Source organism: Bradyrhizobium sp. MI1.4, assembly GCF_055811315.1.
Genome location: NZ_JBVVPP010000022.1, coordinates 68233 through 83135 on the forward strand (window position 1 = coordinate 68233; position 14903 = coordinate 83135).

The following is a 14903-nucleotide window of genomic DNA, read 5'->3' on the forward strand; positions in this document are numbered from 1 at the left end:
GAGCGGTTTGCGTGTATGCGTCGATGGTAAACCGAAATCTAAAACGATCCGTTAAATTGTCGAGACATCAAGCCGGCCCCGCCTCACCGGTTTACCCGGAATTATGACCGCCGTGGTCCAATGTCGATCGCTCGGCACAACGACAAAAACACCAGGACGACGAGGCGGCATGTCCCTTTCCTTTGCCAACAGCATCACGGTGCAGGGTCGTGCGCGAGCCCTGGTGCCGCTGTGCGTCGGTGCGGGCGCCTATCTCTTCTTCGTGTATGTCGGCGACACGCTGCTTCAGGACTCCGACTCGCTCTGGCAGATCAAGATCGGACAATGGATCCTCGATCACCAGGCGCTTCCCTACACGGACTTCTATTCCTTCACCCGTCCGGGGGCGCCCTGGGTTTCGACCTCATGGCTGTCGCAGGTCCTGTTCGCCCTCTCCTATGCGCAATGGGATTGGGCCGGCCCGGTGATCCTCACCGCGCTTGCGGTCGCATTGTCGGCGGCGATGCTGGTCGGCCTGCTCGAGGCCCATCTGGAAATTCCGCGAGCGGTTCTGTTCGCGATGTTCGCGCTGTTGCTGTCGCTGCACCACGTTCTGGCGCGGCCACACATGCTGGCGCTGCCCGTGATGATCGCGTGGGTCGGCGTATTGATGGCCGCAGCCGACCGCAAGGGCGCCCCGTCATGGTACTGGCTGCCGCTGATGTCCCTGTGGTCGAACCTGCATGGCGGCTTCGTGCTGGGCCTGGCCCTGATCGGCCCGATGTCATTTGTGGCGCTCTGGGGCATGGAGTCCGGCAAGCAGGTCCGACTGCTGTCGCGCTGGTTCCTGTTCGGTGTTGCGGCACTCGCCGCAAGCTGCGTCACGCCTTATGGCTGGCGCACATTGCTCGGCGCGATCAACATCCTCAATCTGGGCGAGCTGCTGACGATCATCTCCGAGTGGGCGCCCGCGAACTTCGCCTCCTTCAACGCATTCGAAGGCGCGCTGTTCGGCCTGATTGCGATCGGGCTGTATCGCGGCCTGACGCTCTCGCCCCCGCGTATTCTTCTGATCCTGCTTCTGACCTGGATGGCGCTCACCCACGTCAGGAGCATCGAGGCCTTCGCCTTCCTGGTGCCGCTGGTGCTGGCCAAGCCCCTCGGCGAACGGTCTGCGCTGCCGCAGCCTGGCACGCAGGGCGGCGAGAGTTGGGCTGCCCGTTACGTCACCGCGACCGGCGCGCTGATGATCGTGGCCGCAGGCTGGACCTCGACCTCACTCTACATGGCGCATCACCGCTTCACCTTCACGATGGATCAGACACCGGTCGCCGCCGTCGATCTGCTCGAGAAACGCAAGGCGCAACGCATCTTCAACGCCTACCAGTTCGGCGGCTATCTGATCTCGCGTGACATCCCGGTCTTCATCGACGGCCGCGCCGAGCTCTACGGCGAAACCTTCGCCATGGACGTCTTCAAGGCCGTGGAGCTCAAGAAGCTCGACAGTCTGACGCGGCTGCTCGACGCGTACCAGATCGACGCCACGCTCATGGTCGCGGACGCACCGGCCGCCCAGGTGCTGGACCACATCAAGGGCTGGAAGCGGCTCTACGCGGACAACATCGCCGTGATCCACGTGCGAACCGGCGGCACAGAGGCCGGCGCGATGCCGGAAGCGGAGTCCTCGAGGGAAGCCGTCAAGTGAGCGCGTCAGCTCAGCAGCCGATATCCGGTCCATCGCGCCGCTGGATCGGAATTCCTCTCGTGATGCTGCCAGCGTTTTCGATCGCAACGCTCTTCGCCTGGGGCGTCCTGATCTCCACCTTCACCCATCCCGGTTGGATCGGGCTGAACCACGTCGCTCCCGGCACCGACTGGATGGTGTTTTACGGCGCCGTCAGATCGTTGCTCGCCGGCAATCTTGCGCTGGTCACCGATGGTGACGCGTTCACGGCCTATCTCAACCAGTCGTTCGCATCATGGCTCACGGTGCCTCTGGAGTTCCGTCCATGGTTCTATCCGCCCGGCTTCCTCGTTCTGCTGCTGCCATTCGCGCCGCTTGGCTTCATCGGCTCCTATGTCGCATTCCAGGCCGCGACCGCAGGCTTCCTGGCCTGGGCGCTTCGCAACCGGTCCGATCAGCCGCAACTGACGCCCTACATCATCGCGGCCGTGCTGGTCTCGCCATCGGCATCTCTCAACCTGGCCGATGGACAATGCGCCTTTCTCGTTGCCGCACTGCTGGTCGCGGGCGTCAGGCTGCTCGGACCGCGACCGCTCCTGGCCGGGGCAATCCTCGGGCTGCTGAGTTTCAAGCCGCAATTCTTCCTGCTCGTCCCGCTCGCGCTAATGGGGGCGCGCCGCTATGGCAGCCTGTGCGCTGCTGCATGCTCGGCATTCGCATTGGCGGCTGCAAGTGCCATGATTTTTGGCGTCGAATTGTGGCTCTGGTGGATACCGCAGGCGTACAACAATCTGGTCAGCCCCGACGCGAAATGGCTGGCCTATGGCCGCATCTGGGGTCACAGCGTGTGGGCCTGCGCGATGCTGCTAGGCCTGCCGGAGCGGCTGGCCTCCATCCTGCAGCTGGCCGCGATCCTTTCGAGCGCGGCGGCAACGTTCGCGGTCTTTCGCTCCTCGCTCAGTACCAACAACAAGCTGATCGTACTGCTTGCGGCAACCGTGCTGGCAGCCCCGCATTCGGGCCCTTATGACGCGACGCTGCTGACGGTCGCCGTCGTGCTGTGGCTTGCCGCATCGATCGATGCTCCACGCTTTCGCGACTGGCTGATCGGGCTCGGCATCTGGATGGTGCCGTTGCTCAGCCCGGCGGTGTATATTCCGGCGGGACGACTATCGCCGCTCCTCATCGTCGCTCTCATCGGCGTCGTGTTCGGCGCGTTGCGCAGTCCGGCAGGGTCTGGCGAGCCGGCAATGTCGCCGCATTCCTGAATCCAATCTGCGGCTGGCGATGCGGGCGCCGAAGTGATGACGCAAACTCCAGAGCGTGTGCCACCACTTCTAGCGTGATTGGCGAGAGATGGTGGGCGCGGCGCTTAGGCACCTTTGCCTGCCGTACTTCTGAGTTTCCAGTGCAACTGCATCAAAATCGTCAATGCGAGCGCAGTGAAGCAAATCCAGACTGTCACCGCGGATCTATTCTGGATTTCTTCGCTGCGCTCGCAATGACGGGGCGCTGAGTTGGCACCACCCGCAAATCACCATCACCAACAAAAAACGCGGCGTTTCCGCCGCGTTTTTCAATTCGATCTGCCGTACGCGATTACGCCTGCGGCTGCGGCTCCAGGCCGGGATCCGGATCGGGTCGCGGGCGCGACTTGCCGGCCGGCGGCACGGCCGAGGCGCGCGGTGTGGTCGGCTCGAGCACGGATTCGCGGTTCGGCTTCTTGCCCTTGAGCAGGTCGATGATCTCGTCGCCGGAGAGCGTCTCGAATTCGAGCAGGCCCTTGGCGAGAGCTTCGAGATCGGCGCGCTTCTCGGTGAGAATACGCGTTGCCTCGTTATAGCCTTCTTCGACGAAGCGCCGGATCTCGGTGTCGATCTTCTGAACCGTCGCTTCCGATGCGTTCTGGGTGCGCGACACCGACATGCCCAGGAAAACCTCGTCCTGATTCTCGCCGTAGGACACGGTACCGAGCGCCTCGGACAGGCCCCAGCGCGTCACCATCATGCGCGCCAGACGCGTCGCCTGTTCGATGTCGGACGACGCACCCGAGGTTACCTTCTCGCGACCGAAGATCAGCTCTTCGGCGACGCGGCCACCCATCATGATGGCAAGGCGCGAGGTCATCTGCTCCAGCGACATCGACAGCTTGTCACGCTCGGGCAACTGCATGACCATACCCAGCGCACGCCCGCGCGGAATGATGGTCGCCTTGTGGATCGGATCGGTCGCGACGACGTTGAGGCCGACGATGGCGTGGCCGCCCTCGTGATAGGCCGTCAGCAGCTTCTCTTCCTCGGTCATGACGAGCGACTTGCGCTCGGCGCCCATCATCACCTTGTCCTTGGCTTCCTCGAACTCGGCCTGGGTCACCATCCGCTTGTTGCGGCGGGCGGCGGTGAGCGCGGCTTCGTTGACGAGGTTCATCAGGTCGGCGCCGGAGAAACCCGGGGTGCCGCGCGCGATGGTCTTGAGGTTGATATCCGGCGCCAGCGGCACCTTGCGGACGTGGACCTTGAGGATCTGCTCGCGGCCGACGACGTCCGGGTTGGGCACCACGACCTGACGGTCGAAGCGGCCGGGACGCAGCAGCGCGGGATCGAGCACGTCGGGACGGTTGGTCGCGGCGATCAGGATCACGCCCTCGTTGGCCTCGAAGCCGTCCATCTCGACCAGCAACTGGTTCAGCGTCTGCTCGCGCTCGTCATTGCCGCCGCCGAGGCCGGCGCCACGGTGACGACCGACGGCGTCGATTTCGTCGATGAAGATAATGCAGGGCGCGTTCTTCTTAGCCTGCTCGAACATGTCGCGGACGCGGCTGGCGCCGACGCCGACGAACATCTCGACGAAGTCAGAACCCGAAATGGTGAAGAACGGCACGTTGGCTTCGCCCGCGACCGCACGCGCGATCAGGGTCTTGCCGGTGCCGGGAGGTCCGACCAGCAGCACGCCGCGCGGAATTCGGCCGCCGAGGCGCTGGAATTTGCCGGGGTCGCGCAGGAATTCGACGATCTCCTGCAGGTCCTGCTTGGCCTCGTCGACGCCCGCGACGTCCTCGAAGGTGACGCGGCCATGCGCTTCAGTCAGCATTTTTGCGCGCGACTTGCCGAAGCCCATCGCCTTGCCGGCGCCGCCCTGCATCTGCCGCGACAGGAAGATCCACACGCCGATCAGCGCGATGAAGGGCAGCCAGGAGACCAGCAGCGAGACGAACCACGGCACGTTGTCGCCGGGCGGCTTCGCAGTGATCTGCACCTTGCTGTCATAGAGGCGCTTCACGAGCGTCGGATCGCTCGGCGCATAGGTCTGGAAGCTCGAGCCGTTGGTGAAGGTGCCGTGAATGTCCGGCCCCTGGATTACGACGTCGCGCACATTGCCGCGGTCAACCTCGCTCAGGAGCTGGGAGAAGGCGATGTCCTGCGAGGAGGCGCGCTGACCCGGATTCTGGAAGAGCGTGAACAACGCCAACAGCAGCAGGACAATGATGACCCAGAGGGCGAAATTGCGCAGATTGGCGTTCATCGATCTTCCTTCGTGGTCGCGCGGATCGCGGCCTGAGCCTTGGGCAGTTATTTGGGCAGCGCGAGGAAATCCCCAAGGAATCCTCTCGGTTAGACGCATACAATCTAGGTGTCGCTCCGGTCGCTGCCAAGGGAACGAGATGGGACTATTTAGCCCATCTTAGTCCGATTCCCGCTGAAATAATGGCGCTCGGGTCCGGGTTTTTCCTGCCTGGTTAAGGTGTCCTCACGGCGCGGTCTCGAAACGGCCGGTGCCATGATCCGCCCTTATCCACCCTTGATCCACCCTTGCGCCGGGCCGGCGCCGGGGCGATGCGGATACGTCCCCCGGCAAGGCTGATCAAGGCTCCCGCAAGCGTCTGCTTCAGGGCCGGCCGGCCATTTGCGGGTGCGCGGGCACTTGCGGCAATGGCCTGATCGAGCACGGCCAGGAGGGATTCGACCTTGCCGAGTTCCGCCGGCCCCTCATGCCCGAACGCGTTGATGGCCCGCAGCAGGATCCGCAGCCGGACCTCCTCCGGCAGGGCGGCAAACCCGGAGGCCTCGAAGCTTCGAACGCCGGCCTGCGGCGCATCGCCGCGATCCCGCAAACGGAGGAAGCGCTCGGCTCCATCGGTCAGCACCTCGACGGCCAAATTGGCGCGCGCCAGCCTTGCCGCGAGCCGAGCCAGGCTGCGGGCATCACCGCCCTCCGCCGCGAGCTGCGGCAGCAGCGCACGCAGCCGCGGCCGGGTAAAGGCAGCGTCGTGGTTGGTGGGATCGTCGGCAAAGCCGATCTTCGCCCGCTTCAAGGTCGCGATCAGCTGCGACTTCGGAACATCGAGCAGTGGACGCGCAAGAACGACGCCGTCGCGCTCGGTGAGACGGGCCATCGCCGACAGCCCGGCTAATCCGCTGCCGCGCACAAGCCGCATCAACAGGGTCTCGGCCTGGTCGTCGCGGGTGTGGGCGGTCAGCACGTGGCTCGCACCGGCGAGGCGCGCGGCCTGCACAAGCAGGCGGTAGCGAGCTTCGCGCGCGGCGGCCGGCAGTCCCGTTTTCGGCTTTGCCCCGCGCCAGCGCACGGTCCGGTGCGGCAGGCCAAGCCCGGTTGCGAGACGCTTGACCTCGCGCGCCTCGCGCGCCGCCTCCGGCCGCAAGCCGTGGTCGATAGTGACTACGGTGAGACGCGGGCCCCGCGAAAGGCTGCGATGCCAGCGCGCCGCAAGCCACATCAGCGCCACCGAGTCGGGCCCGCCGGAGACCGCGAGCAGCAGTCCCTGCGCGCCTTTCAGGCCTGCGAAGAGGCGCTTGGCCTCACGCGCCGAGATCGGTGAATTGTCCTCTGACATGACACTGCAATCGTCCGCGGATGGACACTGTTTAGCGCAGCGCCATCCTTCTTGTCAGGATCAATCGCCGCGCCTCAGCACTTCACCCGCTTCTGCTCGCGGTCGACCGCAGCTTTGACGCCGGCGGAAGCGCGCGGATATTTGCGACCGACTTCACCGAAGGCGGCACACGCCGCCTCCTTCTCCTTCAGCGCCGCCAGCGACTGGCCGAGCCGCAGCAGGGCATCCGGTGCCTTGGCGGATTTGTCGTATTTCGTGGTGACGGCGAGGAAGGCTTCCGCGGAGTCGCGATATTGCTGGCGCTGGAAATAGCTCTCGCCGAGCCAGTATTGCGCGTCACCGAGCAGCGGGTCGCTCGGATATTTCTGCGAGAAATTCTTCATGGTCTGCTCGGCCAGCGCATAGTCCTTGCGCTGCATGTAGCCGATTCCGAGGTCGAATTCGTCGCGCGGCGTTGCCGAGGGCGGCAGGGTCGCAAGGCCCGTGCCGCCTGATGGCGCGGGAGAGCCGGATGAGACCGGCGGATAGCCGGGCTGCGCAGCCTGAGGCCCGACCGCCTGCGGATAGCGGGGGCCGCTGTTGGCGAGATCAAGCGGTTCGCCGGCGCCACGGCCGCCGGGCGCGCCGCTCGGGGCACCTGCAGGCATCGGTTGCTGCCCGCCGCCGAGCGCGCGCGGCGCACCCGGCGCATTCGGACTCTGGTTCGGGTCGAAGGCATCGCCGCGGCGGCGCGTGCCCGGCGCGCCGGGCGCAGGCTGCTCCTGAACGATCGGTGCCGGAGAGGCGATCTGCGGCTGCTCGTAATTCGGCTGGGCCGCTTGCTGGTGCGGCGGCTGCTGGCGATAGGCCGGCGCGGCTTGTGCGGGCGGCATGGCCGCGACATTGGGCTGGACCGGCGTCTGGCCGGGCGAAGCTTGCGCGCCGCCCTCGAGCGCTCTTAGCCGCTCTTCGAGCTGGCGGTTGCGATATTGCAGCTCTTCGTTCTGACCGGTGAGCTGGCGCAGCTGGTTCTCCAGCCGCTCGATCCGCATCTCGGGATCTGCATCGTCCGATTGTGCGAGGGCGGGCGAGCACAACGAAAGCAGCGCGGCGATCGCCACGGTGCCGGTGAAAACCTTAAATCTGGATGACATCTTGCCCTGACGACGAAAGCGAAATGGCCTGCGACCGAACATTCGACGCGCCACACATTGAAGGGGAGTACGCCAAAACTGTGACTGTAACAAACGGGTTTCTGTCACAGATCGCTGAAACGAAACCGGCGCCCGAGAGGGCGCCGGCATAATCGCTATCTGAAGATGAACGGCGCCTGACCGATCGTCAGGAGCTCGCGTTCAGCACGGTGACGGCGCGGCGGTTCTGCGACCAGCAGGAGATGTCGTTGCAAACGGCCACCGGCCGCTCCTTGCCGTACGAGATCGTGCGCATGCGGTTCGGATCGATGCCGCGCGAGGCGAGGAACGAACGCACCGATTGGGCGCGGCGAGCGCCGAGCGCGATGTTGTATTCGCGGGTGCCGCGTTCGTCGGCATGACCTTCGACCGTGAAGCTGTAGCGCGGATAGCTCTGGAGCCACTGCGCCTGCTTCTCCAGGGTCACGATCGCCTGCGGGGTCAGATCGGTCTGGTCGCTTTCGAAGAACACGCGGTCGCCGACATTGACGACGAAGTCTTGCTGGCTGCCCGGCGTCGCCGCGTTGGCCATCGCATCCGTGGCAGAGTTCTTGTTGGCGCAGGCACCCATCGACAACGCGACGGCAAGCACCGCGGCCAGCTTCAATCCCTGGAGGATGCGCATAGGATGTTTCATTCCGGAGCCTCCACGCTCACGTTTCGTCCACTGCTGTCCGGTCTACAGGGGGTTGGTTAAGCGAACGTTCCGTCAACCTTGATGGAACCTTGCCACAGCCGGTCAAATGCCCCCAACCAGCGAAAAGCAACCGTCATGGTTAATGGGTTGTAAATGTGGCGCGACGGTGAAGGCAAGCCGCAACGACCGGCAAAAACCGCGGCCTTTGCTGGAATTTTAGGCTCGTCGCGTGGGGCCTAGCGGGCAGAACCCGTTGCCGAGACGGCTACGTCCGGGGGCCGCTGCGTGGCCAGCGACACCGGGCGCGCGGCAGCCTGGCGGGGGCTGCTGCGTTGAAACAGCATGCGCCGCTCAAACGCGCTGGAGCGCATGATCGGAAAGCGCGTCAGGACCTTTTCCCGCTGGTTCCGGAAATCGGACGCCATCAGCACGGCCTTCTTGGTGGGCCAGCCCGGAAACCCGCGTGGCTCCGGTGAAATGGTCTCGTGCAGGAAGATGCGACGATAAAACGCCTGGTGGTCGGTCCGGATCATGGCCAGCCCGGTATCGGCGTTGAAATGATCGCAGGCCACAAAGGCCAGCCGCACGGTCAGATAGGGCAGCTCCGGAAAACGCTGGTGCTTTTCGGGATCGGCAACAAACCGGCATGGATCGATGAGAACTTCGCCGCGGTCGAGGCGGGGATGCAGCACGTCGCCAAACACTTCGGTCGTGTAGGACATCCGCCAGTCCGACGTCAGGACGTGAATGCGAACGGAGCTGCAGAGCTCTCCATCGACATAGACCCCGAAATTCCAGGTGTTGGGCGCATCGTCGAAGCGATCGGTTACGCGCCGCGACTCCGACGGCTCGATCAGACCGGCGTGCAGATAGGCCCGGTACCGCATCAAATAGAGGTTGTCTCGGTCCTCGGGAGTTTCGATCAGGCGGTAATCGATGCGGTCAAACAGAGCGGCTCCCCGCGGAAGGAGCACCGTTTGCGGTTCAGCTCCAGACGTCATCCAGTACCCCTACACTCCAAAGCAACTTCTGCGAGTGTGAGGAGATTAATGGTTCATTAACGGAATTGCAAAGGCTTAGAAACGTTAGGGTTAACCTTTGCAGCCCGCAAAAACACGGGCGAACGAGAGCTAAATGCGTTGAAGGAGTGACGCGGAGAAAGATCAGGCGATCGATCGCGAGGACACCATGACGATGTGGTCCTCAGCCCCGCGGCGGCCATGCGAGGCATTGAGCAATTGGCGAATCCGGACTGCCGGCACCGGCCGGCTGAACAGATAGCCCTGCCCTTCGGTCACGGTGCCGTCGGCGCTGATCAACTCGAGCTGATCATTGGTCTCGATGCCCTCGACCACGACCGCCATGCCGAGATCGGCCGACAGCCGCGCTACGCCGCGCAGCAGCGTCAGCGGCCGGTCGGCATCGATGCCCTCGAGGAAGGAGCGGTCGATCTTCACCTTCTGCATCGGGAAATTGTGCAGGTAGCTGAGGCTCGAATAGCCGGTGCCGAAATCATCCAGCGAAATGCGCACGCCGATCGCATGCAATTGCGACAGGATGTCGTGCGTGAGCTGGGTGTTGCGCAACAGGGAGGATTCGGTGATCTCGATCTCCAGCCGATGCGCCGGGAGCCCCGAAACCTCGAGCGCGTAGCGGATTTCGCTCAAGACGTCGCGCTGGTGGAATTGCTGCGGCGAGAAGTTGACGGCGACGCTGACGCCCTCCGGCCATTTCATGCATTCCATGCAAGCGCGGCGCAGGATCCAGCGGCCGAGATCGACGATCAGCCCCATGTCCTCGGCGACCGGGATGATGTCGATCGGCGAGACCGTGCCGCGCACCGGATGATTCCAGCGCAGCAGCGCCTCGCACGTCGTGATCTTGCCGGATTTCAGATTGACCAGCGGCTGATAGAACAGCTCGAACTCCTCGTTGGCGAGCGCCTTGCGCAGATCGAGCTCGAGGATGCGGCGCGCCTCGACGGTCGCCGCCATCTCGTCGCGGAAGAAGCAGAAGGTGCCGCGGCCGTCGGCCTTGGCCCGGTACAGCGCCATGTCGGCATTCTTGAGCAGCGTGTCTGCGCTGATGCCCTCCGGCAAGGTCAATGCGATGCCGACGCTGGCGCCGATCTCGACCAGATGATTGTCGATGCGGTAACGCTCGCTCAGCCGTTCGACGATCCGGCGCGCCAGCGCAGCGGCGTCCTCGGGCGAGGAGATGTTCTCCTGGAACACGACGAATTCGTCACCGCCGAAGCGGGCGACGAAATCCTCGGGGCGCAGCATCTCGCGCAGACGGTTGGCGACCGCGCACAGGAGCTGGTCGCCGCAGGGATGGCCGAGCGTGTCGTTGACCTGCTTGAACTGGTCGAGGTCGACGAACAGCAGCGCGGACAGGCGCTCGGCGCCGTGCGAGATCGCCAGCAGCCTTTCGATCTCATCGCGGAAATGAACGCGGTTGGGCAGCGCGGTGAGGTCGTCGTAGCGCGCCAGATGCGTGATCTTGGCCTCGGCGCTACGTCGCTCGGTAATGTCCTCGAGCAGCACCACCGCGCCACCGTCAGCCATCGGCTGGACAGTCCAGGACAACGACCGGTTTCGCTGCGTATCGGGATCGGCGGTGATGATCTCCTTGGCTTGCGAACTCTCGATGTCCGCGACGATTCGCTCGCCGCTCCCAGCCGAGATGGATCCCGCGCTCACGCACGCCGCGACGATGTCACGCGCGTTGACCCCGCGCTGCGCGAGACCTTCCGGCAGATTCATCATTGCGCCGAAGCGGTGGTTCATGACCGCCAGCTGTCCGTCGACGCGGAACATGCAGAGGCCGTGCGGCATGTTGTTCAGAGCCGTATCGAACTGGCCGGCGAGCGCGGCTTCACGCTCACGTGCCACGACCGCTCCCATGAAGATTCGATGCAGATTCACCGAGAGCTGCATGATCGCCATCAGGAACGCGGCGCTGACCAGCGCCATCGCGATGTAGTAGGGTGTTCCACGCAGCGCCAAGGCAAGCACGGCCGGGCCGAAGATCAGCACGGCCTGGAGGTGGAAGATCGCAGGCCGGCCATATGCCCTGCCCGCGCCGCCTGCCGCGATTCCGGTCGTGACCGACAAGGCGATCATGTGGGCCACGGCGTCGTCCGTGGCCAACAGGGTGGTGGCGCACCAGATGCCGATCGCAGCCGCCTGGATCTTTGCTCCGATCTGATAGCGCTTCTGCCAGCGTGCGGCCGCCTCGACGGTCATGACCGCGTGACGTGCCTGATAGAGGCGCAGGTCGATCGCCCGCGCGGTCCCGGCCAGGATCAGAAGTGCGACGCACGACCAGATCAGCGGCTCGCCCGTCCTCAGCGCGGTCAGGGCCGCACCAATCGACACGAAAATGAGTCCCGCCAGCAACGGGCCAGGCGCTTCGAACAGCGAATCGATTTGCGCCGCCGAAGTTTTCGGCGGCCGCTGTTCCGGCTCTCCGCTATGACTTGCAAACTGCATCTGGTGTTTACGCGCGTCCTGTCTGGAGCGCAGTTTTACCGATCCGGTATGAAGTCTTTCTGAGGGAACATCGTTAAAGTCGAGTTGTTTTGAATGACCAATAGTCGGAATACATCAATAGAAACAAACCCATGGGAAAAGTTTGCCTAGTGCAACCTTAAAGAACAATTATCGCGGGGAAACATCTCGCCAAGTTTTCGGAAAAGGCGCGCGGTCAAATCATCGCGCGCCGGGGGCGGCGGCTAGCCCGATGTCGAGGACAAGAGCGGCGACCATGCCGGGTCGGAGGCGAAGCCCGGCGTCGGCACCTTCAGCTCGTTGCGGCCCGAGATGTCGACGGAGAACAGCGACGGCCCGCCGCTGCCGCCCGGATCGCGGAAGAACATCAGCACGCGGCCGTTCGGCGAGAAGGTCGGACCTTCGTTGTGGTAGCCAGAAGTGAGAAGCCGTTCGCCGGAGCCGTCCGGCTTCATCACGCCGATCGAAAACTGCCCGCCGCCTTGCCTGGTGAAGGCGATGTAATCTCCGCGCGGCGACCACACTGGCGTCGAATAGGTGGCGTTGTTGTCGTCCTTGGAGAAGGAGATGCGCTGCGCCGCTCCGCCGCCCGCGGCCATGACATAAATCTGCGATCTGCCGCCGCGATCGGACTCGAAGCAGATGCGGGTGCCGTCCGGGGAGTAGGAAGGCGAGGTGTCGATCGCGGGCGTGTCGGTGAGGCGCGTGGTCGAGCGCGAGCGCAGATCCATCACGAACAGGTTGGAATTGCCGCCCTGCTGCAGGCTCATGATGACGCGCTGGCCGTCCGGCGAGAACCTCGGCGCAAAGGTCATGCCGGGGAAGTTGCCGACGATCTCGCGCTGGCCGGTCTCGATGTTGAACAGGTAGACCTTCGGATCGCCCTGGCCAAATTCCATGTAGGTGATCTCTTGCGAGTTCGGCGAGAAGCGCGGCGTCAGCACGAGGTCGGAGCCGCGGGTCAGATAGCGCACATTGGCGCCGTCCTGGTCCATCATCGCGAGCCGCTTGACGCGGCGCTCTTTCGGCCCGGTCTCGTCAACGAACACCACGCGGCTGTCGAAATAGCCCTTCTCGCCGGTCAGCTTCTCATAGATCTGGTCGGAGATGATGTGGGCGATGCGACGCCAATATTCCGGCGAGGTGAAATATTGTTGGCCGGCGAGCTGCTGGCCGGTGACGACGTCCCACAAGCGGAATTCAGCCTTGAGGCGGCCGTCCGGCTGCCGCGTCATGCGGCCGGTGACGAGGGCCTGCGCGTTCAGGGTCTTCCAGTTCTCGAACTGCGGCGCGACGTCGATGTTGCTGATGCGCTCGATGAAGGCGGCCTGGTCGACCGGCGCAAACAGGCCCGAGCGCTTCAGATTGTTGGTGATGACCTGGGTGACGCCGTTGCCGACGTCACCGTCGGCCGGCGAGCCCGGCACAAAATTGGTGATCGCAATCGGAATCGGCCGAAACTCGGTGGGATCGATGCGGAGCCGTCCCTGCGGCTGCTGGGCCAAGGCTTGTCCGCCCCCCAGCATCGCGAGCGTCGATCCGGTCAGGGTCATGAAGCGGCGGCGGTTCATCGATCGAACGTCATTCATCGCAAAATTCTTTTGTTCGGATGTCACAACATGTCTTTCAGGCCGAAAGTCATCGGAATGAGCTTCCAGCTCTCGTATTGCTGCTTCGGCATGAACGAATAGACCTGACACTGCACGATGGCGCGTCTGGCACTCTCCGCCACCGCCTGTGCGATCGATCGCGACGGTCCCCTCACCGCGACGACGATCGGCTCGGACGCGAGCGATCCGTCGATCTTCATGGGAATGTCGATGTCGGCTTCGTATTGATCCGCATCCTGGCCGTTATAGGTCGGCGTGAAGCAGCGCTTCACCGCCCCCTGGAACGCGCCCCGCCAGGTCGCAATGTTGTTGGCGGCCGTTCCGGTCGTCGATCCCAGCGAGGCCGACGCATTCAGCGTCGAGCCGGCGAGTTCGTGCCGGGTCGCGGCGCGCTTGTCGAGATCGCGCTGGATCTGCGCGGGATCGAAGCTGCGCTCCTTGGGCTTCGGCAGCTGCTGTTGCGGCTGCACCGCCGCGACCTTTTGCTCCGGCGGCTTGGGCGGCGGCTTCTTGGTTTCGAGCTTTTTCTGCAGCTCGGCGATCGGATCTTCCTTGGCCGGGTCAGGCTTTTTTTCCGGCGGCTTCGGTTCTTCCTTGGGCTTCGCCTCAGCGACGGGCTTGGGCGGCTCGGGCTTCTTCTCGACCGGCTTCTCCACGGGTTTTGGCGGCGGCTCCGGCGTCGAGTTGGTCTTGATCAGCTCTTTCTTCTCGGTGACCTTGCCGACAGCGTCTTCCTCGGGCTTGGCTTCCGCGATCTTCTCGACCTTCGGCTTCGGCTCTTTCTTGTCGCCGGTCTTCTGCCCCGACATCATCTGCGCGAGTTGATCGGTGGAGATGATGTCGATCGGCAGCGACTCTTCCGCCGGCACAAAAGCCCTGCTGCTAAAGGTGACGAGCCCCCATCCCAGCACGAGGACGTGGAGGGCAATCGACGCAACGAGTGTCTTGTCGACCTTCACCTTCACGGTTTACCCCTGATCCGCTTCCGTGACGAGCGCCAGCTTCTTGAAGCCTGCGCCGGACAACTGGCCCATGACCTTGGCCACCGTCCCGTAATCCGCCTTCTTGTCGGCACGCAAATAGATGCGTTCCTCGAGCCCGCCGCGCGCGTCCGTGATCGCCTTCAGCTTGGGGATCAGTTCGTTGATCGCGATCTCGGCGTCGTTGATGAACACCTTGCCCTTGATGTCCACCGACATCTGGATCGGCTTCTGGTCGTTGTTTTCGAGGCTCTTGGCCTGGGTCTGCGGCAGGTCGAGCGGCACGCCGACCGTCAACATCGGCGCCGAGACCATGAAGATGATGAGCAGCACCAGCATCACGTCCACCATCGGCGTGACGTTGATTTCGGCCACGACCGGCTTGCGCCGGCCACGGCGCCCACCGCCTCCGGACGAACTCGCAACGTTCATGCCCATGGTCTGGTGCCCAAATTGCCCTTCACACTATACATGCCG

11 protein-coding genes are annotated in these 14903 nt (G+C 64.1%); 2 read left to right on the forward strand and 9 right to left on the reverse strand.

Annotated features, from left to right (window positions below; all coding sequences use genetic code 11):
* Positions 1-169: 169 nt before the first annotated feature.
* Complete coding sequence (locus tag AC0L23_RS23125) at positions 170-1684, forward strand: hypothetical protein (protein ID WP_085359463.1); 1515 nt, start codon at positions 170-172, stop codon at positions 1682-1684.
* A 62-nt stretch (positions 1685-1746) separates the two neighbouring features.
* Complete coding sequence (locus AC0L23_RS23130) at positions 1747-2931, forward strand: glycosyltransferase family 87 protein (RefSeq protein WP_085359465.1); 1185 nt, start codon at positions 1747-1749, stop codon at positions 2929-2931.
* Positions 2932-3262: 331 nt separating this feature from the next.
* On the opposite strand, the gene ftsH is transcribed toward AC0L23_RS23130, so the two are convergent.
* The 9 genes from ftsH to tolR form a co-directional block, all read right to left on the reverse strand.
* A complete protein-coding gene (ftsH, locus tag AC0L23_RS23135) occupies positions 3263-5185 on the reverse strand; it encodes an ATP-dependent zinc metalloprotease FtsH (protein WP_007596301.1) in 1923 nt (640 codons plus the stop codon).
* 214 nt (positions 5186-5399) lie between these two features.
* Positions 5400-6515, reverse strand: coding sequence for a tRNA lysidine(34) synthetase TilS (tilS, locus tag AC0L23_RS23140; RefSeq protein ID WP_085348901.1), 1116 nt, complete (start codon positions 6513-6515; stop codon positions 5400-5402).
* 74 nt (positions 6516-6589) lie between these two features.
* A complete protein-coding gene (ybgF, locus tag AC0L23_RS23145) occupies positions 6590-7648 on the reverse strand; it encodes a tol-pal system protein YbgF (RefSeq protein WP_018453795.1) in 1059 nt (352 codons plus the stop codon).
* Between the two features lie 187 nt (positions 7649-7835).
* Positions 7836-8324, reverse strand: a complete 489-nt coding sequence (gene pal / locus AC0L23_RS23150; protein ID WP_026232595.1) for a peptidoglycan-associated lipoprotein Pal — start codon at positions 8322-8324, stop codon at positions 7836-7838.
* 236 nt (positions 8325-8560) lie between these two features.
* Positions 8561-9325, reverse strand: coding sequence for an N-acyl amino acid synthase FeeM domain-containing protein (locus AC0L23_RS23155; RefSeq protein WP_026232594.1), 765 nt, complete (start codon positions 9323-9325; stop codon positions 8561-8563).
* A gap of 162 nt (positions 9326-9487) precedes the next feature.
* A complete protein-coding gene (locus tag AC0L23_RS23160; protein WP_085359468.1) occupies positions 9488-11818 on the reverse strand; it encodes a putative bifunctional diguanylate cyclase/phosphodiesterase in 2331 nt (776 codons plus the stop codon).
* 242 nt (positions 11819-12060) lie between these two features.
* A complete protein-coding gene (gene tolB, locus AC0L23_RS23165) occupies positions 12061-13407 on the reverse strand; it encodes a Tol-Pal system beta propeller repeat protein TolB (protein WP_026232593.1) in 1347 nt (448 codons plus the stop codon).
* A 41-nt stretch (positions 13408-13448) separates the two neighbouring features.
* A complete protein-coding gene (locus AC0L23_RS23170; RefSeq protein ID WP_018453790.1) occupies positions 13449-14411 on the reverse strand; it encodes a hypothetical protein in 963 nt (320 codons plus the stop codon).
* A gap of 3 nt (positions 14412-14414) precedes the next feature.
* Entirely contained in the window at positions 14415-14864 is a 450-nt protein-coding gene (gene tolR, locus AC0L23_RS23175) for a protein TolR (RefSeq protein ID WP_018453789.1), read from the reverse strand.
* Between the last annotated feature and the right edge of the window lie 39 nt (positions 14865-14903).

Coding starts and splice junctions, on each gene's coding strand:
- AC0L23_RS23125 (WP_085359463.1), top strand. CDS start 170: ATGTCCCTTTCCTTTGCCAACAGCATCACGGTGCAGGGTCGTGCGCGA.
- AC0L23_RS23130 (WP_085359465.1), top strand. CDS start 1,747: ATGCTGCCAGCGTTTTCGATCGCAACGCTCTTCGCCTGGGGCGTCCTG.
- ftsH (WP_007596301.1), bottom strand. CDS start 5,185: ATGAACGCCAATCTGCGCAATTTCGCCCTCTGGGTCATCATTGTCCTG.
- tilS (WP_085348901.1), bottom strand. CDS start 6,515: ATGTCAGAGGACAATTCACCGATCTCGGCGCGTGAGGCCAAGCGCCTC.
- ybgF (WP_018453795.1), bottom strand. CDS start 7,648: ATGTCATCCAGATTTAAGGTTTTCACCGGCACCGTGGCGATCGCCGCG.
- pal (WP_026232595.1), bottom strand. CDS start 8,324: ATGAAACATCCTATGCGCATCCTCCAGGGATTGAAGCTGGCCGCGGTG.
- AC0L23_RS23155 (WP_026232594.1), bottom strand. CDS start 9,325: ATGACGTCTGGAGCTGAACCGCAAACGGTGCTCCTTCCGCGGGGAGCC.
- AC0L23_RS23160 (WP_085359468.1), bottom strand. CDS start 11,818: ATGCAGTTTGCAAGTCATAGCGGAGAGCCGGAACAGCGGCCGCCGAAA.
- tolB (WP_026232593.1), bottom strand. CDS start 13,407: ATGAACCGCCGCCGCTTCATGACCCTGACCGGATCGACGCTCGCGATG.
- tolR (WP_018453789.1), bottom strand. CDS start 14,864: ATGGGCATGAACGTTGCGAGTTCGTCCGGAGGCGGTGGGCGCCGTGGC.